General features: G+C 72.2%; 16 protein-coding genes. 13 read left to right on the top strand and 3 right to left on the bottom strand.

The genetic code is table 11. The features are described 5' to 3' along the window. The first annotated feature begins 129 nt into the window (after positions 1-129). The 7 genes from FHX31_RS31140 (at position 130) to fxsT (ending at position 13,260) form a co-directional block, all read left to right on the top strand. Positions 130-2,175 (top strand): hypothetical protein, encoded by a 2,046-nt coding sequence (locus FHX31_RS31140; protein WP_221488174.1) that lies wholly within the window; start codon positions 130-132, stop codon positions 2,173-2,175. A 10-nt stretch (positions 2,176-2,185) separates the two neighbouring features. Next, the gene (locus FHX31_RS31135) at positions 2,186-4,447 is read left to right on the top strand and encodes a hypothetical protein (RefSeq protein WP_145755742.1); all 2,262 of its coding nucleotides are present in this window, start codon (positions 2,186-2,188) and stop codon (positions 4,445-4,447) included. Positions 4,448-4,723: 276 nt separating this feature from the next. After that, positions 4,724-4,897: a hypothetical protein gene (locus FHX31_RS31130; protein ID WP_013289092.1), complete on the top strand. Its 174-nt coding sequence runs from the start codon at positions 4,724-4,726 to the stop codon at positions 4,895-4,897. A gap of 6 nt (positions 4,898-4,903) precedes the next feature. Continuing rightward, positions 4,904-7,210, top strand: a complete 2,307-nt coding sequence (locus tag FHX31_RS31125; protein WP_013477425.1) for an FxsB family cyclophane-forming radical SAM/SPASM peptide maturase — start codon at positions 4,904-4,906, stop codon at positions 7,208-7,210. Next, positions 7,198-8,010 carry an AAC(3) family N-acetyltransferase gene (locus FHX31_RS31120; protein WP_236619333.1) on the top strand — a complete coding sequence of 271 codons (813 nt, stop codon included), beginning with the start codon at positions 7,198-7,200 and terminating at the stop codon, positions 8,008-8,010. The genes FHX31_RS31125 and FHX31_RS31120 overlap by 13 nt, the downstream gene beginning before the upstream one ends. 127 nt (positions 8,011-8,137) lie before the next feature. Further along, positions 8,138-9,328, top strand: a complete 1,191-nt coding sequence (locus FHX31_RS31115; protein ID WP_013289095.1) for a TIR-like protein FxsC — start codon at positions 8,138-8,140, stop codon at positions 9,326-9,328. Then, on the top strand, positions 9,325-13,260 hold the full coding sequence (gene fxsT / locus FHX31_RS31110) for an FxSxx-COOH system tetratricopeptide repeat protein (RefSeq protein WP_145755740.1): 3,936 nt from the start codon (positions 9,325-9,327) through the stop codon (positions 13,258-13,260). Before FHX31_RS31115 ends, fxsT begins: the two co-directional genes overlap by 4 nt. On the opposite strand, the gene FHX31_RS31105 is transcribed toward fxsT, so the two are convergent. Beyond that, positions 13,238-14,158, bottom strand: coding sequence for an alpha/beta fold hydrolase (locus FHX31_RS31105; RefSeq protein WP_013289097.1), 921 nt, complete (start codon positions 14,156-14,158; stop codon positions 13,238-13,240). The two genes, fxsT and FHX31_RS31105, sit on opposite strands and share 23 nt — an antisense overlap. Before the next feature lie 41 nt (positions 14,159-14,199). After that, entirely contained in the window at positions 14,200-17,673 is a 3,474-nt protein-coding gene (locus tag FHX31_RS31100) for an NACHT domain-containing protein (protein WP_013289098.1), read from the bottom strand. Positions 17,674-17,803: 130 nt separating this feature from the next. Here FHX31_RS31100 and FHX31_RS31095 point away from each other — a divergent pair, with 130 nt between their 5' ends. From FHX31_RS31095 to FHX31_RS31075, 5 genes are all read left to right on the top strand, one after another. Continuing rightward, positions 17,804-18,445 (top strand): class I SAM-dependent DNA methyltransferase, encoded by a 642-nt coding sequence (locus tag FHX31_RS31095; RefSeq protein WP_151011758.1) that lies wholly within the window; start codon positions 17,804-17,806, stop codon positions 18,443-18,445. Between the two features lie 72 nt (positions 18,446-18,517). Then, on the top strand, positions 18,518-19,048 hold the full coding sequence (locus FHX31_RS31090; RefSeq protein WP_013289100.1) for a response regulator: 531 nt from the start codon (positions 18,518-18,520) through the stop codon (positions 19,046-19,048). A gap of 48 nt (positions 19,049-19,096) precedes the next feature. Then, positions 19,097-19,438, top strand: coding sequence for a DUF1330 domain-containing protein (locus FHX31_RS31085; RefSeq protein ID WP_013289101.1), 342 nt, complete (start codon positions 19,097-19,099; stop codon positions 19,436-19,438). After that, positions 19,435-20,478, top strand: coding sequence for a P1 family peptidase (locus FHX31_RS31080; RefSeq protein ID WP_174361829.1), 1,044 nt, complete (start codon positions 19,435-19,437; stop codon positions 20,476-20,478). Before FHX31_RS31085 ends, FHX31_RS31080 begins: the two co-directional genes overlap by 4 nt. A gap of 247 nt (positions 20,479-20,725) precedes the next feature. Then, positions 20,726-21,358, top strand: coding sequence for an excalibur calcium-binding domain-containing protein (locus tag FHX31_RS31075; protein WP_030272620.1), 633 nt, complete (start codon positions 20,726-20,728; stop codon positions 21,356-21,358). Between the two features lie 41 nt (positions 21,359-21,399). On the opposite strand, the gene FHX31_RS31070 is transcribed toward FHX31_RS31075, so the two are convergent. Continuing rightward, positions 21,400-21,774: a winged helix-turn-helix transcriptional regulator gene (locus FHX31_RS31070; protein WP_013477431.1), complete on the bottom strand. Its 375-nt coding sequence runs from the start codon at positions 21,772-21,774 to the stop codon at positions 21,400-21,402. Between the two features lie 78 nt (positions 21,775-21,852). Between FHX31_RS31070 and FHX31_RS31065 the strand changes: the two genes are divergently transcribed. Beyond that, a complete protein-coding gene (locus FHX31_RS31065) occupies positions 21,853-22,263 on the top strand; it encodes a RidA family protein (RefSeq protein ID WP_184977641.1) in 411 nt (136 codons plus the stop codon). The last annotated feature ends 55 nt before the right edge of the window (positions 22,264-22,318 follow it).

The following is a 22,318-nucleotide window of genomic DNA, read 5'->3' as shown; positions in this document are numbered from 1 at the left end:
GGGCGCGTGACGCCGTGGGGCCATGTCAGCTTCTCGACCCAGCACTACCGCCGCCCTCAGCGCGGCCCGACAGTGCACACGGCTGGAGGGGTGGTGGGGGAGTTGGGACAGCCGGCGAACGAATCCGTCATGATCCGGGACTGGTTCAGCGTGCCGCGGGTGTCCGCCGAGGACCGGGCCGCGGTCTTCGGCGCACGCACCCAGGATCCACGGGTGGAGTTCGTCGCGCTGACGGTCAAGTACTGGATGGACGCACACGCCACGCGGTCGATGACCCGCGAGCGGGTGCTGGCCGCGATGACCGGCCGCATCACCCCGGACAACGTCTGGGACCTGGTCTCGATGCTCGCGAAGCTCCGGCTGGCCGAGGCGTTCTTCGACCTGGCCGCCTCCGACGTCGACTCCGACGGCACGTTCCGTCGCTACCTGCTCGGCCTCGATCCGGCGCTGCTCGACGCGATGCGGCACTACGCGGCCTGGAACGGGATCAACCCGAAGCTGTTCCTGGACGGCTTCGCCGTCGGCGTCGGGGAGTCCGTCGCGACGGTGGTGGTCGACCTCGGCAAGCTCGTGCAGTTGATCGGCCGTCTCCAGCAGGAGCAGTTCACCACGCTCATCGTGCTCACAGTCGACCCGCGCGCCGGTGTGCAGCGCCTCGCCGACCAGGCCACAGTCGTACGCCAGGCGCTGGCCGGCATCGTCGCCGCGCTGGACCCGACGACGGTTCCGGAACGGCTGCTGGCGCTGTGGCGCGGCTGGGCCGCCCAGTTCGCCAGGCACCTGGACGACCTCGACCCGTTCGCCGCCGGCCGCCTGCTCGGCCGCGTCGCCGGCGACCTCTACCAGGTGCTCACCGGTCTGGTGCATCTCGCCCGGCTGCTCGGCGGCGTCGCGGTACGCGCCGCCGTCCGGTATGTACCGCTGCTGCTCGCGGGCGCCCGGGAGGCGCGCCTGCTGACCGCGCAGACGGCCGCGCTGCTGGTGGCGATCGGCCGGGCGGCGATCGTCGCCACGCCTCAGGTGGGCCTCGCGATGCTGCGGACGCTCTTCCCCCCGAAGGTGCTCGACGCGCTGTTCCGGCAGGGCCGGGCGCTGCTCGTCGACGCCGAACTCACACTGACCGTGTTCAACCAGGCGGCGCACGCCGAGGCGTTCGCCGGCGCCGGTGCGGGCACCCGGCTCGGCGCGCTGGTGAGCCTCGACGGCCGGCCCGTGCTGATGGCGAGCATGTCGGAGACGGTTTCGTCGGCCGGCCGCGCCGCGACCCGCGCCGAGCTGACCGAGGCGCTCGACGAGATCATCAAGCGGGTCGAGGACCTGCGCGAGCTGAAACCGCCGAAGACACCCCGGGACATCCGGGCCGCCGCCGTGCGCGCCGCCATCGCCCGGCAACTGGAGCAGCGGCTGACCACCGCGTTCAACAGGGCGCTCCAGACCGTCGCGTACGAGGAGTTCCGCGCGCTGCGCAAGGCCGGGCAGGCGCAACCGTGGCGGCTCGGCCAGCAGGTGCACCGGCGGATGGCGGCCGAGGTCACGCAGCTCGTCGGCCGGTCGCCCGGCCTGGAGCCGTTCGCGGAGAAGTCGCTGGCGACAGTGGTCGAGGCGGTCCGCGCGGCCCACCCGGAGCTGGCGCCCGCGCTGCGCGGCTCCGAGGCGGTGCTGCGCCAGACGGTCGCGCAGATGCTGCTCGGCCACCCGGACCGGGATCTGCTGCTACGGCTCGTCGGGTTCACCGGCAACCCGGCCGCGACCGGCGCGGAGAAGGCGCTCGCCGGCCACCTCGCCGAACGGTTCCGGTGGAAGGCGTCCACCACGGTCGGTGACCTCCGCTCCGACCTGCTGCTCGTCGACCCCGAGGCGGCCCGCGTCACGAACGTCGACTGGACGTCCTCGACGAAGCTGGAGCGCTTCGAGAAGACCTGGGGAACCGTCGCCGACGACCTCGGGGAGACGTTCGACGGTCGCTGGGAGGCGATCGCGGAGGCGTACCAGCGAGCCGCGAAGGGCGGCGTCCCGGCGGAGGTCGTCGCCGGCCTCGAAGAGCTGACCACACACGCCGTACGCGAGACGGTCCTCCGTCAGGCCGCCCTCAGCCAGTTGTTCCCCGGATTCTTCGTCACCTCGCACGAGATGACGTACCGAGGGCTGCAATCCCTGTTCGAACTGCCGCTGTAGAGGAGCACCGATGGGTAGAGTCGTCGTCGCCGACGCCGATCCGGCGACGCTTGGTTTCAGCACCGCGCATTCCGACCGGTACGTCTACTCCAACTACTTCGTACCGGTCCGGCTCACCTTCGGCGGTGGCGAGACGCCCATCCTGCCGTTCTACGTCAAGCAGGCGCTGATCGAGGCGATCCGCTACGGCGGGCTCGACGGCGACCGGCTGCCGCACCTGCTCAAGGAACTCGGCCTCTACGACCTGTGGAAGGCCAACGAGATGGACGCCGCCACCGAGGCGCTGCCCGGCGCCGACTCGGGCATGTCGTACCGGGAGCCGCCGGCGCGACGCCAGACGCTCCTCGGCGACCAGCAGGCGGAGTTCCTCGCCGGCCTGCTCCAGTCCGACGTGGGCATCGCGTTCCTCGACCGCACCCGGATCCGGCCGGTGGGCTTCGCGCTCGGCGAGCACGTCTACGCGCTGGCGCTCGCCCCCGGCGAGGAGGCGGTGCTGGAGCAGCGCACCTACACCAAGCGCGAGCTGACCCTGGAGGAGCAGAACGAGTCGGAACAGCAGACCGACGTCGAGCTGACCAGCGCCCTCACCACCGAACTCCAGGAGGGCTTCGAGCGGCAGAAGTCGCTCACCGACACCTGGGGGCTCAACGCGAGCCACACCGGCCAGTACACCAGCCCGACCGGCGTCTGGGGCACCTTCAACGCCAGCCACACCATCGGCTTCGCCAGCAGCGTCACCGCGGCGAGCCAGGAGACGAGCCGCCGCGCCGTGAAGGACAGCCGGACCGCCACCTCGAAGGTCGCGGCGCGCTACCGCACCCAGCACAGGACCGATTTCAAGCTGGTCAGCGAGACCGGTACGGAGTCCTCCTCGAAGCGCACCGTCCGCAACCCGAACCGGGCCACGCCGATCACGCTGCACTACTTCAAGGTGCTGCAACGGCTGGAGCTGGCCCACGAGCGGTACGGGGCACGGGTCTGCTGGGCCCCCACGATCAAGGATCCGGCGTTCGCCTTCGCCCAGAAGATCATCGGCGGACGGCAGCGGATCCGCGACAACGCGGTCGCCGCGCTGCCCCCGGCGCCGGTGAAGCCGGAGCGCCCGCCGCGTGGCGCGCCCGCCGCGGTGGAGACGCGCGTCGTGTACTCCCCCGTGGTCACGCTCGACAAGTGGGGATTCACCGGCGACATGAGCGCCGACTACGACGTCGACGTCGCGTTCGACGCCGGCTGGGAGTGGGACGGCGACATCGACACGATCCGGCAGAACCTCACGCTGATCACCCGCCGTCCGCCGGACGCGATCGCCGCCCGGGTGGTGGGCGTGCCGGTGGTCACCGAGGCGGACGGCCGGCCCGTGCTGCGCGTACGCGTGCACGTCGGCGCCCGGAGCTGGCTGGCGGGTCCGGGTGCCGACGTGCAGCTCGCCGCCGGATTCCGGCGTACCCCGACGGTGGTGGACCAGACCGCCGACGACGCGGCGTACAACGCGCTCGTCGCGGGCTACCTGACCGATCTCCAGGAGTGGCAGGACCGGCGCGACGAGGCGCTGGCCGCGGCGGAGACGGCCGGGGACGAGTTCGAGGCGCGGCTGCGGGCCGGCTTCTCGCCGGTCAACGAGATGGTCTCGCAGATCGTGGAGACGCACTTCCCGGCCAGCGTGCGGGACGAGGCGTGGGAGATCGACTTCTGGCACCGCGTCTTCGACTGGGAGCGCGCGTCGTTCGTGGCGTACCCCGGCTGGTGGTCCGGCGGCGACGCCCGCGCCCCGGAGCGCGACCCCGGCGACTTCGTCAACGCGAGCTGGGCGAAGCTCTACCTGCCGGTACGGGCCGGCATGGAGCTGACCGCGCTGCGGTGGATCTTCGGCAAGGTGGTGGCGACCAGCCTGGCGCCCCAGGTGGAGCACGAGCTGGCGGCGTTCGTGGACGAGCTGACGACGTACCGGACCGGCCACCTCGGCACCGGCGACGAGATGCCCGAGCTGACCACCGAGTGCCAGGACGTGCCGGAGCGGGTGTACTGCCTGGCGAAGTGGACCGAGTTGATGCCCACCGACGGCACCCACCTGGAGGTGGTGCAGGGCGCCACGACAGCGGCCGACGCGGTGACCGCCAAGGAGATCAGCGACGCAGAGGCGCTGCGGGCCGCGCTGCTCGACGGCGAGGTGCAGACCAACCGGCTCCGGACCAGGGCGTACGACCAGATGACCGAGCCGGCCGACGTCGACATCCGCCTCGGCACGCCGTCCGGGAGCGGCCCGGCCGTCTGAGCGCCGGAGACAGTGGTCGTCCACCTCGAGCACGCGTCGAGGTGGACGATTTCTGTAAAAGTATGGACTTTGGAATCATGTCGGATGGGCAAAAAGGGGCATAATATTGATCCCCCAGGTCGCTCCCTCGACGGCACAGCAGCCGCCGGTCGCGCAACCGTCCAAAATGCACTGCTTCCCACCGGTGGGTCGATAGCGCCCGGCTCACAGAGCCTTTATTTTGAGCCGTTGCTTGTTGTTCCCCGCCTGGCGTGTGCACGAACCTAAGGAAGACTCATGACAACCGCACCCTTGCGCCAGGATGAGCCCCCGGTGTCGCTGGGCAGGGTCCGCGCGGAGCCGCTCGACCGGCTCTCCGCCGCGGACATCTCCCCCATCGTGCGCCGGGTGATGGCGGCTCACCTCGATCAGACCCGGATCCCGGCGGCGAAGTTCTCGTCGTTCATCTGATCCGCGATGGCCCCGGGGCCCGCCCGCGCGGCGCTCACCGAGTTCGTCCTCAAGGTGCACGCCAGGTGTGACCTGGCGTGCGACCACTGCTACGTCTACGAACACGCCGACCAGAGCTGGCGGCGCCGCCCGGTACGGATGACGCCGGAGGTGCTCCGGACCGCGGCCGGGCGGATCGCCGAACACGCCGCGGCCCACGACCTGCCGGACGTCACGGTGATCCTGCACGGCGGGGAACCACTGCTGCTCGGCGCCGAGCGGCTCGGCGAGGTGCTCGCGGACCTCCGGCGGGTCATCGACCCGGTCACCCGGCTCCGGCTCGGCATGCAGACAAACGGCGTACTGCTCTCCGAGCGGCTCTGCGACCTGCTCGCCGAACACGATGTCGCGGTCGGCGTCTCGCTCGACGGCGACCGTGCCGCCAACGACAGGCACCGGCGCTTCCGGTCCGGCGCCGGCAGCTACGACCAGGTGCTCCGCGCCATCGGCCTGCTGCGCCGCCCGGCGTATCGGCGGATCTACTCGGGCCTGCTGTGCACGGTGGACGTGCGCAACGACCCGATCGCGGTGTACGAATCGCTGCTCACCCAGGAGCCACCGCGGATCGACTTCCTGCTCCCGCACGCCACCTGGGACGACCCGCCGTGGCGGCCGGCCGGCGGCGGCACCGCGTACGCGGGCTGGCTGCGCGCCGTCTACGACCGCTGGCTGGCGGACGGCCGACCGGTCTCCGTCCGCCTCTTCGACTCGCTGCTGTCCACCGCCGCGGGCGGACCCAGCGGCACCGAGTGGCTCGGTCTCGACCCGGTCGACCTGGCGGTCGTCGAGACGGACGGCGAGTGGGAGCAGGCGGACTCGCTCAAGACCGCGTACGACGGCGCGCCGGCCACCGGCATGACCGTCTTCTCGCACGCGGCCGACGACGTGGCGGCCAGCCCGCTTCTGGCCCGCCGCCGCTCCGGCCGGGCCGGGCTCAGCGACGAGTGCCGGCGGTGCCCGGTGGTCGACCAGTGCGGCGGCGGACTCTTCGCCCACCGGTACGGCGCCGGGCACTTCGATCATCCGAGTGTCTACTGCGCCGATCTGAAAGAGCTGATCGTGCACGTGAACGAGAACCCACCAGCACCCGTCCGGCTCGACGCCGGCCTGCCCGACGACTTCATCGACCGCCTCGCGGCACTGACCGGCGACCGGGTCGCCATCGGCCGGCTCGTGGAGGCACAGATCGCCATCGTCCGCGCGCTGCTCGCCGAAGTGGCCGACCGCCTGCCGGCCGGCGGGGCCGGAGCCGACGGCTGGGAGGCGCTGACCGCCCTCGACCGCAGCGCGCCGGAGTCCGTCGCCCGGATCGCGGCCCACCCGTACGTGCGGGCGTGGGCTGTCGACTGCCTCGCCGGCAGCGGCACCGGCGCCCGGCAGGGGCCTGACTACCTGAGCGCGCTCGCCGTCGCCGCCGCGCTCGACGCCGGCACCCCGGTACGCCTCGACGTGCCGGTGCGGTCCGGCCGCCTGCACCTGCCGACAGTGGGCACCGTGCTGCTGCCCGAGGTGGGAGACGGCGCCGCACGGGTCGAGACCGGCCCGGGTTCGCTACGGGTGGCCGCCGGGGACGTGACAGTGGCGATCCGTCCCGGAACGCCCGGGGACGCGCCCCGGTGGTGGCCGACCCGCGTACTCGCCGCGCCGGACGTGAGCGTCCTGCTGGAGGACGGCGACCCGCACCGCGACTGCCACCGGCTGCCCGCCGGTGACCGGCTCGACGACGCGGGCGCCGCGCGCTGGGCCGAGACGTTCGCGGCGGCGTGGCAGGTGATCCGGGACGAGGTGCCGGGCCATGCCGAGGAGTTGCGCGCCGGGCTGCGGGCCGTGGTGCCGCTGCGGCGCAGCGGCGCGGGTGTCAGCGAGGCGTCGACCGCGCGGCAGGCGTTCGGCGGTGTCGCGGCCACGGAGACCGACGCCGGATCGCTCGCGGTGCTGCTCGTGCACGAGTTCCAGCACAGCAAGATGAACGCGCTGCTGGACATCTGCGACCTGGTCGACGGCACGCGGCCGATCGACATCACAGTGGGCTGGCGGCCCGACCCGCGGCCCGCCGAGGCCGTCCTGCACGGCATCTACGCGCACGCGGCGGTGGCCGACATCTGGCGGATCCGGGCCGACCGTCAGGTCGACGGCGCGCAGGCGGTCTACCGCCGGTACCGCGACTGGACGGCCGAGGCGATCGGCGCGCTGCAACGGGCGGACGCGCTCACGCCGGCGGGCTCACGGCTGGTCCGGCAGGTCGCGCGTTCGATGTCCGGGTGGCCGTCGTGACCGCCGCCCGGACCGCGTACCGGGCCGGCACGCTCGCCGCCGACCTGCGCGCGCTCGGGCTCGGCCCCGGTGACGTGGTGCTCGTGCACTGCTCCCTGCGGGCGCTCGGGCCGGTGGACGGCGGGTCGGGCACCCTGGCTGCGGCGCTGCGGGCCGCCGTCGGTCCGTCCGGCACCGTCGTGGTCCCGGCGCAGACCCCTGACAACTCGGTGAGCAGCGCCGCGTACCGCGCCGCGACCGCCGGGCTGACCGACGAGGAACGCCTGGCGTACGAGGACCGGATGCCCGGCTTCGACCCGGCCGTCACGCCGTCGTTCGGGGTCGGCGCGTTCGCCGAGCACGTACGGCGGCTGCCCGGCGCGGTCCGCAGCCGGCACCCGCAGACGTCGTTCAGCGCGTGGGGGCCGCGGGCGGAGGAGCTGATGCGCGTCCACGACCTGGACTCCCACCTCGGGGAGCGGTCCCCGCTCGCCGCCCTGGAGGCGGCCGGCGCCCGGACGCTGCTGCTCGGTGTCGGCTATGCGACATGCACCGCGCTGCACCTCGCCGAGTACCGGTCACGCCGCCCGGCGCCGCGTCGTCCGTACCGCTGCTACGTGCTGCGCGACGGCCGCCGGGAACGGCTGGAATTCGAGGCTCCGCACCTGGATGCGGGCCCTTTTCCCGCGATCGGCGCGGAACTCGACCGGGCGGCGTTCACCCGGCACGGGACGGTAGGGGACGCACCGGCCCGGCTGCTGCCGATATCCGGTGCGGTACGCGTCGCGGTCGCCTGGATGGACGCCCACATCGGACGGTGAGCCTGGTAACCCGAGCGCAACCTCTCTACCCTGATCGATAGACGCCGTATCGTGTCGACTGGGGAGCAGCGCGTGATCATTACCGGTTGGGGGTCAGGCGCACTTCCCGTGGAACGGTCGTGTCGTCGTGACCTCTGAGCGGCCCGCGCTGCCGGGCCCGCCATATTTCTTCCTCAGCTACGTCCCCCCGCCGACACACAACGACCGCACCCCGGGCGACCACTGGGTCCGCCGCTTCTACCACGATCTCAACCTGGCGATCGACGGCCGGCCCGGCGACCGGTTACGCCGGCAGGGCTTCGCCGACTTCATGGTGCGGCCGCCGGAGGACCGGACGGAACGAAAACGCACCGCGCTGGCCGAGGCCGAGGTGTTCGTGCCGTTGTACTCGCCGGACTACCTCAACCGGGACGACTCGCGCCGGGAACGGGAGTGGTTCCGGCAACGGCTGATCCGGGCCGGCCGGCCGGCCGACGGCGACAACATCCTGCCGGTCCTGTGGATCCCGTCGCCCGCCGCGGTGCACGCGCCGGACCAGGCCCGGGCGGTGGCGATGGCCGCCGACGTCGATGCGTACGCGGCGAACGGCATGAGCGCGCTCTGCCGGCTCCAGAAGTTCCAGCACGCCTACAAGGAGGTGCTGGGCCGGCTCGCCCAGCACATCGTCGACACCGCCGAGCAGACGCCGCTGCAACCGGCCGAGCCGCCGACCGGCCCGACCGATCTGCCGTCGTCCCCGACCAGCGAGGTGCCGTTCCGGGCGGTGGTGATCGCGCCCGAGGAACCGGCCGACCCGGGACGGCTCAACGGGCGGTCCGACACGCACGCCGGCCGGTGGCGCCCGTTCCGCGACCGGCCGCCGGTGGTCGACGACGTGACCGACGCGGTGCAGCGGCTGCGGATGCCGATCGACGTCCGCGACTTCGTACCGGACGCCGGGCTGTTCCGGGGCTGCCCGGGCGTACTCATGATCGATCCTCGGGTGGTCGAGACGCCGGACGGTGCGGAGGCCGTCCGCGCGGCCGTCGCCTCGCTACACCGCTGGGTGGGCGTCGTGGTGATCATCGAGGACTCGGCACCCGGTCGCCGCTCCCACGCGGCGGTGCTGCTCGACCGGGCCATCGAGATCTTCCCGGCCGCGGCACGCCCACTGGCGATCACCACTTACGACGACTGGCGGGCCGGGATCCACGGCCTGGTCGACCGGATGCGCCGCCGCTACCTGGAGGCGAGACCGGCCTACCCGCCGCCGGGACGGCCGATCAGCAAACCCCGGCTCTGGGAGAACCCGCCGCCCGACGAGGGAGTGGACACATGACCCGACGCGAGGGACAGGTCGTCACCTTCTACTCCTACAAGGGCGGCACCGGCCGGACGATGGCGCTGGCGAACGTCGCCTGGATCCTCGCCGCCAACGGCAAGCGGGTGCTCGCAGTCGACTGGGACCTGGAGTCCCCCGGCCTGTCGCGCTTCTTCGCGCCGTTCATCGACCGGGACGCGCTGGAGAGCACCGGCGGGGTGATCGACCTGATCCGGGAGTACGAGTGGGCGACCACCACCAAGCAGGACAAGGGCGACGACCGCTGGCACGAGCAGTACGCCCGCGTGCACAAGTACTCGTTCTCGCTGAACTGGTCGAACTTCCCCGGTGACGGGACGCTGGACTTCCTCGGCGCGGGCCAGCAGAACAACGACTACGCCGGCGCGCTCGCCGGGATGAACTGGGACGAGTTCTACGAGCGGCAGGGCGGCGGCTACTTCTTCGACGCGCTGCGCGCCGACATGAAGCGCAACTACGACTACGTGCTGATCGACAGCCGCACCGGTTTCTCCGACGTGGCCGACATCTGCACCATCCAGCTGCCGGACGTGCTGGTCACCTGCTTCACCCTCAGCGAGCAGGGCATCACCGGCGCGGCCAAGGTGGCGCGGCTGGTCGAGCACCGCTACGGGTCGCGGCGGATCCGGGTGCTGCCCGTGCCGATGCGGATCGACCCGGCGGAGAAGGTCAAGGCGGACACCGGGCGGGCGGTGGCGCGGCAGCGCTTCAGCGGTCTGCCGAGCGGGATGAGCGAGGCCGACCGGGACCGGTACTGGGCCCGGATGCAGGTGCCCTACCAGGCGTTCTACGCGTACGAGGAACTGCTCGCCACGTTCGCCGACCAGCCCGGCGTCAACGGATCGCTGCTGTCCGCGTACGAGGTGCTGGCCCGGGAGATCACCCGGGGCGAGGTGGAGTCGCTGCCGCCGATGAGCAGCGCGGTACGCGAGCGGGTCAACGCCCGGTTCACCCGTACCTCCAACTCGGTGGAGAACGAGATCCTGCTCCGGCACGCCCCGTACGACCGGGTGTGGGCGGAGTGGATCGGTCACCTGCTGGTCTCGGCCGACGTCCGGGTGACCGACCCGTGGTTCGCCGAGGACGAGACGCCCCGGAGCGCCCGGGAGCTGATCATCGTCTCCGAGGCGAACGCCACCGAGGAGGCGGTGCTCGCCGCGCCGGACCGCTCGCCCGACCAGGCGCCGCTCGTCGTCTACGTGGCCGACGTGCGGCGCCTGGCGAACGTGCCCGCGGCGCACACCGTCTCGGTCGCCGGGCTGGAGGCGCGGACCGCCGCCGCGCGGATCCTGCGCCTGGTCGGCCGCGAGGGCGTGCCGGCCGACCTGGAACTGCCGACCGGTCCCCGGTTCCCCGGCCGGGACAACACGGTGTTCGAGGTGCCGGGCCGCAACAAGCGCTTCACCGGCCGGGAGGCGGACCTGCGCGAGCTGCGGACGCTGCTGCGCAGCAGCCCGAAGGTGGTGCTCTCCGGCACCGGGCCGGTGGCGTTGCAGGGCATGGGCGGCATCGGCAAGAGCCAGCTCGCGCTGGAGTACGCCCACCGCTACCGCGCCGCGTACGACATGGTGTGGTGGATCGACGCCGACCAGGTGCCGTTCATCGAGTCGGCCATCGGTGACCTCGCGCCCTACCTGGGCGTACCGTCGTCGGACTCGAACCGGGAGAACGCCCGGCTGGTGCTCCAGGCGCTGCGCCGCACCGACCTCCGCTGGCTGCTGATCATGGACAACGCGGACGAGGTCGAGGGCGTCCTGCCGTACGTGCCGGACGGCAAGGGCCACGTCCTGATCACGTCCCGGAACCTGCAGTGGGTCGAGCGGGCCACCACCGTTCAGGTCGACGTGTTCAAGCGCGCGGAGAGCATCCAGCACCTCACCGAGCGGGTGCCGACCATGCGCGTCGACCAGGCCGACCGGATCGCCGCCCTGCTCGGCGACCTGCCGATCGCTGTCACCGCCGCCGCGGCCTGGCTCGCCGACACCGGCCACTCGGTCGACAGCTACCTCAACGAGATCGCCAGGTTCGGACCGGGCGCGGTGATGGAGCCGAACAGCAACGTCTCCGTGGAGGCCACCTGGGAGCTGTCGCTCAACCACCTGCGGACCCGCAACCCGGCCGCCTACCGGGTGCTGCAACTCTGCTCGGTGTTCGCGCCCGAGATCTCCGCCGACCTGGTCTACAGCGACGAGTTCGCCGAGGCGCTGGTGCCGTTCCACCCGCAGGCGAAGGAGCGGCTGGTCCGCCAGCAACTGGTGCAGCAGGCCAACCGGCTCGCGCTGGTCCGCGTCGACCTGCGGGCCGAGAACCCGTCCGGCGGCGAGCGGGGCCGGGGCGGCCTGGTGCTCATGCACCGCCTGCTCCAGCACGCCGTCCGGTCCCGGATGACGGAGGCGCAACTCGACGAGGCGCGCCAGCAGGTCCACCTCGTGCTCGCCGCGGCCCGGCCCGAGGGCGAGGTCGACGACCCCGACGGCTGGCCCCGGTTCCGGGTCATCTGGCCGCACCTGGAGGCGTCGAAGGCGCCGCTGAGCCGCAAGGTGGAGGTGCGGGCGCTGATGATCGACCGGGTCCGCTACCTCCAGTTGCGCGGCGACCTGGAGACCGGCCGGCGGCTCGGGCAGGAGGTCGCGCAGACCTGGGAGCAGATGCTCGCGGAGGAGGACGACGCGCGGGCGCGCGACGACCTGCGCCGGCAGTTGCTGCACCTCCAGTTCAACCTCGCCAACATCCTCGCCTTCCTCGGGCAGTTCACCGAGTCGCGGGCGCTGGACGAGGAGGTGCTCGCCGCCCAGCGGGACCTGCTCGGCGAGGACCACCCGCACACGCTGATGACCGCCGGCGGGCTCGCCCGCGACCTGCGCGGCATGGGCATGTACAACGAGGCGCTGCGCCTGGACGAGATCACGTTCAACGCGTGGAAGCGGAACTTCACCGAGGAGCACCCGCGTACCCTCGCCGCGCTCAACAACCTCGCCAGCACCCAGCGCCTGATGGGCGACTTCCGGGAGGCCCGCAAGAACGACGAGATGGTGCTGGCCGGGCGCCGCGCGATCCTCGGGGAGAACCACCCGGACACGCTCGCCTCCTCCGCGTACGTCGGCATCGACATGCGCGACGCGGGCGACTTCGAGCAGTCGGTCACCCGCCTGCGCAGCGTCCACCGGGACCTGCTGCACACGGCCGGGCCCGAACACCTCATCACCCTGCGGACGCAGACGAACCTGGCGGTGTCGCTGCGCGCGGCCGGGCACGCGGTCGAGGCGGGCAAGCTCCTCGAAGCCGCGTACGAGCTGCTGAACGAGCGGTTCGGGCCGGACAACCCGGAGACGCTGACCTGCCGGCTGAGCCTGTCGATCAACCTGCTCACGGTCGACCTGTTCCAGCGCGCCAGCCGGGAACTCACCGAGGTGCACCGCATCTACCAGCGCAACCTCGGCCCGGCGCACCCGCTGACCCTGGTCTGCATGGTCAACCTCGCCATGGTGGCCCGCCGCGCCGGAGACTTCGCCGAGGCGCGGCAGCTCGCCGGCCGGTCCGCCGACGCGCTCGCCGGCGTGCTGGGCAGCGGGCACCCGTACCCGCTCTCCGGCTGGATGAACCAGGGCATCTGCATCGCCGAACAGCCCGACCCGCCGGAAGGCCGGGAGGCGGCGGACCTGGAGGCGCTGAGCCTGCTGCGGCGCGCCCACGACGGCCTGGTCCGGACCCTCGGCCGCGACCACACGAACACGTTGCGCTGCCGGGCGAACCTGGTGGTGATGCAGGAGCGGGTGGAGAGCGGCCGGCGGGCGGAACTGGAGGCGGTCACCCGCGAGCTGACCTACCGGCTGGGCGAGAACCACCCGGCGGTCGAGGCCGTCCGGGAGAGCCGGTTGCAGCGGCGCATCATCGACCCGCATCCGATCTGACAGCGGTCCGCTCCACCGGGTCGGCCAGCCACGCGAGGATCTCCGGCAGCACCTCCACCGCGCCGAAGTGCGCGCTGCGCGGCTGCACGTGCAACTGCGCGCCGGGGATCTGCTCGGCCAGCCAGCGGGTGTGGCTGGCCGGGGCGAAGTTGTCGTCGGCGCCGTGCCACAGCCGGACCGGCATCCGGATGTCCGCCAGCGTGATCCCCCAGTCGGCGCGTAGCGCCAGCACGTCGTCGATCCAGCCGTGCGGCCCCTGGCGCAGCGCCTCGGCGTAGGCGTCGGTGAGCTGCCGGCGGATCGGCACGCCGGCCACCACCCGGCGGTCGGCCTCGGTCATCTGCTCGACCAGCAGCGCCAGCAGCGAGCCCGGGTCGTCCATGGTCCGCTCGGCCCGCAGCCGCAACTGCTCGGCGAGCACCGGCACGTCGTGCTCGGCGGCGCCGTAGTCCCGGACGTTGGCGTCGGTCATGCCGCCGAACCAGTCCAGCCCTGCCGCGCCGGCCGGGGCGAGACCGACCAGGACGGCGGTCCGCCGTACCCGGTCCGGCAGCAGCGCGGCGCAGGCCAGGGCGTGCGGGCCGCCGCCGGAGCGCCCCACCACCGAGAAGCCGTCCAGGCCCAGGTCGTCGGCGATGGCCGCGACGTCCGCCGCGGCGTCCGCGACGCGGCGGCCGGGCAGCCGGCTGGAGCCGCCGTAACCCGGCCGGTCGTACGAGATCAGCCGTACGCCGAGCCGGTGCAGCACGATGGACCGTGGTCGTGGACCGTTGCGGCTGCCGGGTGTGCCGTGCATCAGGAACACGGGCCAGCCGCGTTCCGCCCCGGCGATGTCGACCGCCAGGTTCCTCCTTCCCGTCCGGACGATGTGCTCTCGGTGCGTGGGCGAGTGTGCCAATCGGGGCCTCCGGACGGGTGGTGGCGGTACGGGTGGCGTGGTCAGACCGCCCCGGCGGCCGGGATCTGGCCGGTCCGCCCGGTGTGATCGGACTGGTCGGATGCTGCGAGGACGCGCAGCGTGTCGAGGGCTGATGCCAGCGAGACCTCGGCCGGCACCCGGTCGTAGGCCCGCAGGTAGTCCAGGAGCAGCCGGCACAGGCTCGCCTCGTCGAGGAACTCGTCCGGCAGCCGGTGCGCGAGCAGGGCGTGCATCGTCTTCGGCGGGATCTTCGGCCAGGCCAGTTCGGCGTACTCGCTCAACGCCATCAGCAGCCACAGCGCGGTGCGGTTGTCGACCCGGGCGGCGGCGAACTGCTCGGCCATCTCGGCCGACACCACGCCGTCCTCCAGCGGCAGCTCCGCGAGCCGGTCCTCGATGTCGGCGAGCACCCGGCGGACCCGGGGCACGTACCGCTGCGGCAGCCGGTGGAGCCCGTGCCGCAGGATGAGCGCGTGCAGCACCGCGTGGTCGTCGGTCGTGCCGAGCGAGTCGACCAGCTCCGGGAACTCGTCGATCAGGTACGGGCACGAGATGATCAGTTCGGGCGGCGCGGTCGGCGAGTCGGGCAGCCGGCTCAACGCCACCCGGGTCAGCCCGCACACCACCTCGCGGGGCAACTGCGCGCCGTCCTCGGCGAGGCATTCCAGCAGGACAGTGGCGCTCGTGCTGGACACCGCCTCCGGTGACTCGACGGCGCGCGCCCACAGGCGCCGGTAGCTGCGCTCGTCGTACAGGATGAGCTGGTGCAGGGACGGCACCGGCCAGCGGCGGGTGGCCAGCGACACCAGGTCGGCGTGGAACCGGCCGGCCTCGAAGCTGTCCGGCTGCTGGCCGCGCCACGTCCGCGCGCCCGCCTGCAACTGGCCGTAGGTGGTGATGTCGCCGAGCAGCCGCGCCTCCTCGGCCGCCACGTTCACCGTCTCGCCCCGGCCTTCGCGCCGCCGCTCGGCGATGATCCGGCCGTCGGCGTCCCGGCCGAGCCAGCTGATCATCGCGAGCTGGCCCTTCTCGTCCAGTCCCGCCCGCCACAGCCGGACTGTCGACACCCAGGTCGCCTCGTCCATCAGATCGGTGTGGCGTACGCCGTCCGGTGAGACCAGCGCGGCGAGGGCGACCAGGTTGGCGGTGTACGCGGCGAGCAGCCGCACCGGGTCGTACGGCGCGGGCCGGTAGCCGTCCACGCCGGCCAGGTTGGTCCGCTGCCGGGCCTCGGCCAGCAGGCCGGCGATGGTCTCCACGATCCCGTCCAGCTCCTCCGGGTGGCGGGAGGCGAGCTCACGGGCGAAACCGACCACCGCCTCGCGCTTCACCAGCGGCTGGTGGGAGAGCAGCGCCCGGAACTGGCCGGTGTCCAGCTGGTAGCCGAAGCCGGCCGGGCTGCGGGTGTGCCGGCGCAGCACGGCCAGGCTCCGCAGCGCCCCGATGACGTACTCGGCGATCAGGAAGTCGCCGATCGTGGTGTGCAGGAACTCGTACGTGCGCCGGGCGTCCTCGCCCTGCACGTCGTCCGGGCCGTACACCACGAAGAACGCGGCGGTGACCAGCTGTTCCGGGCCGAGCACGTCGCCGAGTTCGAAGCGCGAGCCGTCTCCGGGCCCGGAGCCGAAGCAGTCCAGGTCGAGACGGAGCGCGGCCCGGTTCACCAGTTCCCGGTTGCGGTTGAACATGGCGAACGCGGTGATCGCCAGGTCGCGCCGGAGCTGGTGTTCGCGGGCCTCCCGCTCGTGGTTCGCGAGGGCGGTCGGTGCCTTCTCGCTCACCTGCCGCCTGATGAACGCGGTGAGCAGGCCGGTGAACAGGTCGGATCGGGAGATGGCGGCGCCGGGACGGCGGTCGGCCCAGTGCTCGTTGTAGTAGATCGCCAGCAGCGTGAGCAGCAACGGCTGACGGGCCAGCTCGCCGTGGGACAGCAGCTCCCGGGCGGACAGCCGGCGGTAGCCTGGCCGGTCCTCGTTCGCCGCGTTCACGGCGGTCAGCCAGGCCGTCACCTGGGCGTCGGTCAGATCCTCCAGCCGGACCAGCACTGTGCCCTGCGGCACGCTGGCGCGGTCCATCACCAGGATCCGCGACGTGATGATCGGGATGACCGAGTAGCCCAGATCCCACTGGGTCTCCTGGAACTCGGCCACCCGGTCGATGTACTGGGAGTGGGCCGTGCCGGTGACCTGGACGAGTTCGTCGAACCCGTCGAAGATCACCACGACGGTGGTGTGCTGGGTGGCCCGGCGCAGGTCCGCCCAGCGGATGCGCTCGTCCATCACCTGCTCGATCGCGGCCTCGATCTGCTCGGTCGGCGACGTGTCCCCGGACATCCGGCGCAGCGGCACCACTATCGCGGTGAACCGGCTCGCCGGCAGCCGGGCCGCGATCACCCGGGTCAGCAGCGTCTTGCCGGCGCCCGGCTGGCCGAGGAGCAGCAGCGGACGGTGCAGGCTCGCCGGGTCGGTCAGATACTCGGAGAGGAACCCGACGAGGTCACCCCGGCGCGGCTGGTCCTCCCACCAGTGCTCCCGCTCCGGTGACGTGTGCTTGCCGTACTCGGCGGCCCGGAAGTCGGGGCTGATGAACCCGCTGTCCACGTTCGGCAGCCGCAGGTGGAAGTCGACGTCCTTGATCCGCAGCAGCGGCTGCCGGAACACCGCCGCCAGCGACCCGGTGAGCCGGTCGAGCGACTCGCGGAGCAGGTCGGGCCGGTCGGCGGCCACCGGACCGGACAGCTCGTCCAGGTTGCGGTAGAGCTGCGCCAGCGCGTCCAGCCGGGCCGAGACCTCGGTGGTGAGCTTCCGGTTGTCGATCAGGTTGTGCTCGATCGCCTGCCGGATCATCCGGAACCCGAACTCGGGGAGGTCCGCGGCGAGCCGGTCGAAGCGGTCCTCGTAGTGCCACATGGCCCGGCCCACCACGCGGGAGCGCATCGACGTGAGGTCGAGCCCGCGCCGCACCGACGGCCAGGCGGCGAGACCCTCGCAGAAGGCGATGGTGGCGTCGTAGAGCTTGACGTACGCGGCCTCGACGTCCCGCCGGGTGTCGTCCATGCCGTGCACGGAGGAGGGCAGCGGGAAGTAGCCGCCGTCGATCTCCTGCGGAAGCGTGTGGTGCCGCCGCTCGGCCGGCACCATGCCGACCTTCTCCTCGTCGGTCAGTTCCAGCCTGTCGAAACCCGGCCCGACCTCGTCGCGGAAACCGTCGAAGAACGCGGAGAGGGCCAGCACGGTATGGCTGGCCTCCAGCAGCTCGTAATACGATTTACCGCCGGTTGCCCGGATGCGCCCGGCCTGGTTTCCGGTGGCGTCCCGGACGAGCTGCATGAGCGCGTTCTTCGGGCCGAGCAGCGCGAGCGCCGTACCGTGGGAGAGGGCGCCAGCGCCCAGGATCCCCGCGCTGACGACCTTGTCGGTCTCGGTGATGCGCGCGCTGCCCGGGGCCAGCAGTCGTAACGCATCTCGATAGCTGAGGCTCGAACGGCGCGGCATGCCGCCCCTTCCGCTGCTGGCGATCGGATTCTTCAAGGATAGAAACTTCAGTGACGGAAAGCTATCGATTCCTCACCGGGCGGCGGCTTTGCGACGACTTTTCCATTCATTCATCTCATTCATCTGGTAAATGCGGCCAAGGCGTACCGACCTCTATGATCGACGGGTGGACCACACACGGGTACGGCAGGCGTACGGCGCGATCGCGCCGCTCTACATCGAACTGTTCGGCACCACCGGCCACGTCCACGCGGACGACCTCGCCCTCATCGGCCGCCACCTGACCGTCCGGACCGGCCCGGTGCTCGACCTGGGATGCGGACCGGGCCACCTCACCGACCACCTCCGTTCGCTGGGCGTCGACGCCACCGGGATCGACATGGTTCCCGAGTTCGTCGCGCACGCGCGGGCGACGCATCCGGACTGCGCATACCGGCTCGGGTCACTGGACGACCTCGCCGTCCCCGACCACTCCGTCGCCGGCATCCTCGCCTGGTACTCACTGATCCACCTCCCGCCACCGGACCTCGACGGCGTGCTGGCGGAGTTCCGCCGCGCGATCGTGCCGGGTGGACCGCTCGTGGCCGGCATCTTCGTCGGTGACGAGGTGGGTGCCTTCGAGCACAAGGTCGCCACCGCGTACCGCTGGCCGGTGGACGAGTTCTCCGCCCGGCTGCGGCAGGCGGGGTTCGCGGAGGTCGAGCGTCTGACGCGCCTGAACGACGCCCACCGCCCGCACGCCGCCGTCGCGGCCGTGGCTTCCGGGGCCTGAGCGCGCACCATCGTCACCAGGCCGCAACCGAACGCGGATCGCGGGGTGACACGGCACTGTCACCGTCGGAGCATGGCCGCACGAAGGGGTACGAGGACACGCCGGGCCGTCGCGGCACCGGCCGCCGCCCTGATCGTGCTGGCCGGACTGACCTCCTGTACGCCGGAGGTGAAGGGCGTCACCGGCCTCACAGTGGACGCCCACGGCCGGCCGCACGCGGCGCTCGCCTGGTGCGCGGACCGGCCGCCCGACCTCGTGGTGCTCACCTCCGTGGCGGAGTCCGCCTCGCCCGGTGCGCCCACACCGGAGCGGCCGTACTGGCCGAGGCGGAAGTACGACGTGCCTCGCGACGCCGCAGCGCCTGCCCTCGTACCCCTTGAGGGTTTCCCGCCCGGGCCGGTGGCCGACGGGCAGGCGGCGTTCCGGGTCTCCGGCGCCACCCACGACAACAGCTTCCGCACCGAGGGCGTGGACTTCCGGATCGCCGAACTGGCCGAGCTGCGGCCGGGTTCGGTCCTGGTCACCGACTTCGACGACAGCGGGGAGGTGCTGCGAACGGTCCCGCTCGACGAGTTCACCGAAATGGGCGAGAAAGCGTGCTGACCGCTGTGTCAGGATCGGCGTTCGGAGTTCGACGGCCGGAAGGACACCATGCCCGCGTACGCCATCGCTCACCTCCAGGACGCCGCCCCTCACCCGGACATCGCCGAATACATCGAGCGGCTCCCCGGCACCCTCGCCCCGCACGGCGGCCGCTTCCTCGTGCACGCCACGCCGCACGAGGTGAAGGAGGGCAACTGGCCCGGAGCCGTCGTGATGCTCGGCTTCCCGGGCATCGCCGAGGCGCGGGCGTGGTGGGACTCGCCCGCCTACCAGGAGATCGCGCCGCTGCGCTCGCGGCACATCGAGGGCGACATCATCCTGGTCGAGGGCGTCCCCGACGACTACTCCCCGACCGGCATCGTGCAGGCGATCCGGGCGGCGGCCTCCTGAGCCGGCCTGGCCGGCGCGCCCGCGACCTGGGGATCGTCGTCGGGTCGCTGCCCACCGGGCCGCACAACGCGATCACCGATGTCCCCGGCGTCCTGGTGGGTCACACCACCGTCGACGACGGCGCCGACCTGCACACCGGCGTGACAGCGATCGTGCCGAGCGGGCTCGGCCCCGGACGGTGGACGCTGCCCGCGGCGGTGTACACCGGCAACGGCCACGGAAAGCTCGTCGGCTCGACCCAGGTGGACGAGCTCGGCGTACTGGAGTCCCCGGTCGTGCTGACCGCCACGCTGTCGGTGTTCCGGGCGGCGGACGCGCTGCTCGGGCACCTGATGGAGCGCCGGCCGGACGGGCTGTCGTTCAACCCGCTGGTCGGTGAGACGAACGACGGGCACCTGTCGGACATCCGCCGCCGCCCGATCACCGAGGAACACGTCCTGGCGGCCGTCGCGGGGGCGACCGACGGGCTTCCCGCCGAGGGCTGTGTCGGGGCCGGCGCGGGCACCACCGCCCTGGGTTACAAGGCGGGCATCGGCACCTCGTCCCGCACGGTCTGGACCGACGGCGGCACGCGGACGGTCGGCGCGCTGGTCCAGTCCAACTTCGGCGGCGTCCTCACCGCACTCGGCGTGCCGCTACCGGTCGACGAGCTGGTCCCGGCCGCCGACCGGACCGAACCACCCGGCAACTCGTGCATGATCGTGGTGGCGACCGACGTACCGCTGGACGCGCGCCAGCTCCGGCGGCTCGCCCGCCGGGCGGTGTTCGCGATGGCCCGGGTGGGTGCGTCCTTCAGCACCACGAGCGGCGACTACGCGATCGCGTTCACCACGTCGGACCAGCCGCCGATCCCGGACGGCGCGATCGATCCGGTCTTCGCCGCCGTGCTGGACGCGGTGGAGGAGGCGCTGCTCAACTCGCTGTTCACCGCCGTCACCACCACCGGTGTGGGCGGTCGTACGAGTCACGCGGTTCCCCACCGGGCCGCCGTCGAGCGGCTGGCGGCGGCGGGACGGCTCACGGCCCGGCCGTACGCCTGATCCACTGCGCCCCTCGCCGTCGGCCGTTCGGCGAGGGGCCGAGTCCGATCATCCGCCGCATCGATGCCGGTATTCCGGCAGCTGCCCACCACTTCGTCGCTTATCGCGCCGGTAAGGGCCGGTCTGTCGGCTCAGCGACACTCCCGTGCGGACACATCGCTCCACACTGCCCGCTGTGACCGAAATCCCTCCCCCGAACCCGTGGCACGGGCAGGGCCCGCCGCCTCCACCGCCTCATCAGCCCGGCATGCCGTTCGCGCCACCGCCACGGCCGTCGTGGTGGAGCCGCCAGCCCGCGGCGATCAAGCTGCTCCTCGTCAGCGGCGTCGCGGTCCTCACCTGCTGCGGCGGGCTGCTCGGCATCGGCATCGCCGCCGGCCCCGCCACCGAACCGGACAAGGCACCGGAGAAGGCTGTCGCCCAGGAGGTGCCGACCGTGGCGGCACCCACCACCACGGCCCCCGCGCCCGAGGTCAGCACCGTGTCGCCCGAGCCGTCGCCGTCACCCACCACGGCCGCGCCGACCACCGCGAAGCCCGCGTCGAAGCCGACCCCGCGCAAGACCACGAAGCCCGCCGTCTACTACAAGAACTGCGATGCCGTACGCGCAGCCGGCAAGGCGCCGCTGCTGCGCGGCCAGCCGGGGTACCGGACCGGGCTGGATCGTGACCTCGACGGCGAGGCCTGTGAGCCGGATGGCGGCAACGGCGACTCCGGCGGCGGAAGCACCGGCGGCGGCAGTTCGGGCGGCGGCAACGACCCGCGCTTCGGCACCTGCAAGGAGGCGAACGCGAACGGGTACGGCCCGTACAGGCAGGGCAAGGATCCTGAGTACTACTGGTACATCGACCGGGACAACGACGGCACTGTCTGCGAGTGACACGCGACGCCGGGGCGGACCGTGCGGTGCCGCCCCGGTGGTCACTCCACCTCGTCGTCGAATGCCCGTCGGGCGTCCTCGATCTGCGCCATGTGGGCGTCGGCCCATTCGAGCAGCACGTCGACCGGCGCACGCAGCGTCTTGCCCAGCGGGGTGATCCGATACTCGACAGCGACCGGGCGCGTCGCCACGACGTGCCGTTCCACGATGCCGTTGCGTTCCAGTCGTCGCAGGGTCGCCGTCAGCGACTTCTGCGTCACCGCCGGGATCGCGCGGCGCAGCTCGTTGAAGCGGCACGGACGCTCGCACAGCTCGTTCAGGACGCTCAGCGACCACTTGTCCAGCACCTGATCGAGCAGCTCGCGGTGCGGTGCGTCGATGCGCAGCTCGGCACCGGGGGTGGCGGTATCGCTCATGAAACCAGGTCTCCTTGAAGTGTCCTCCGTCAACTAGGTATCAATGGTAAACCTCAGTTGCCCAGTGGAGGAGCCCACATGTCAGTCACCCGTCTCAGCCCTGCCGGTCTTCAGCCGCACACGCCGTACCACCACGTGGCAGTCGCCACCGGGTCGCGCCACATCCACGTCAGCGGCCAGGTGGCACGACTGGACGACGGCTCACCCGTCGCCACCGGAGACCTGGCCGGTCAGGTCGCACAGGTGCTGCGCAACACCGGCCGCGCCCTCGCCGGCGCAGACTCGTCGTTCGAGGACGTGGTCCGGTTGACCTTCTACGTCACCGACTGGACGCCCGAGAAGATCGGGCCGTTCATGGCCGGGGTCGAGTCGGTCGCCGAGGAACTCGGGCTGCCGCAGCCGCTTCCGCCGGCGTCGCTGATCGGCGTCGACCACCTCTTCGAGCCCGACGTGCTGGTGGAGTTGGAGGCGACAGCGATCGGACACTGAGCGCCGGGGTGCCCCTACGGTCCAGGGTCAGCTGGAGTTCACCGTAGGGGCACCT

Source organism: Micromonospora sp. CNZ286 (assembly GCF_014207755.1).
The sequence above is the reverse complement of the archived record's forward strand: the minus strand, read 5'-3'. Positions and strand labels throughout refer to the sequence as shown.

What these genes read in the sequence shown, in the direction of transcription:
- FHX31_RS31090 (WP_013289100.1), top strand. Translation starts at nt 18,518, where the DNA reads ATGGCCGCACGAAGGGGTACGAGGACACGCCGGGCCGTCGCGGCACCG.
- FHX31_RS31085 (WP_013289101.1), top strand. Translation starts at nt 19,097, where the DNA reads ATGCCCGCGTACGCCATCGCTCACCTCCAGGACGCCGCCCCTCACCCG.
- FHX31_RS31075 (WP_030272620.1), top strand. Translation starts at nt 20,726, where the DNA reads ATGCCGTTCGCGCCACCGCCACGGCCGTCGTGGTGGAGCCGCCAGCCC.
- FHX31_RS31135 (WP_145755742.1), top strand. Translation starts at nt 2,186, where the DNA reads ATGGGTAGAGTCGTCGTCGCCGACGCCGATCCGGCGACGCTTGGTTTC.
- FHX31_RS31140 (WP_221488174.1), top strand. Translation starts at nt 130, where the DNA reads ATGATCCGGGACTGGTTCAGCGTGCCGCGGGTGTCCGCCGAGGACCGG.
- FHX31_RS31125 (WP_013477425.1), top strand. Translation starts at nt 4,904, where the DNA reads ATGGCCCCGGGGCCCGCCCGCGCGGCGCTCACCGAGTTCGTCCTCAAG.
- FHX31_RS31095 (WP_151011758.1), top strand. Translation starts at nt 17,804, where the DNA reads ATGCGGCCAAGGCGTACCGACCTCTATGATCGACGGGTGGACCACACA.
- FHX31_RS31065 (WP_184977641.1), top strand. Translation starts at nt 21,853, where the DNA reads ATGTCAGTCACCCGTCTCAGCCCTGCCGGTCTTCAGCCGCACACGCCG.
- FHX31_RS31130 (WP_013289092.1), top strand. Translation starts at nt 4,724, where the DNA reads ATGACAACCGCACCCTTGCGCCAGGATGAGCCCCCGGTGTCGCTGGGC.
- FHX31_RS31100 (WP_013289098.1), bottom strand. Translation starts at nt 17,673, where the DNA reads ATGCCGCGCCGTTCGAGCCTCAGCTATCGAGATGCGTTACGACTGCTG.
- FHX31_RS31070 (WP_013477431.1), bottom strand. Translation starts at nt 21,774, where the DNA reads ATGAGCGATACCGCCACCCCCGGTGCCGAGCTGCGCATCGACGCACCG.
- fxsT (WP_145755740.1), top strand. Translation starts at nt 9,325, where the DNA reads ATGACCCGACGCGAGGGACAGGTCGTCACCTTCTACTCCTACAAGGGC.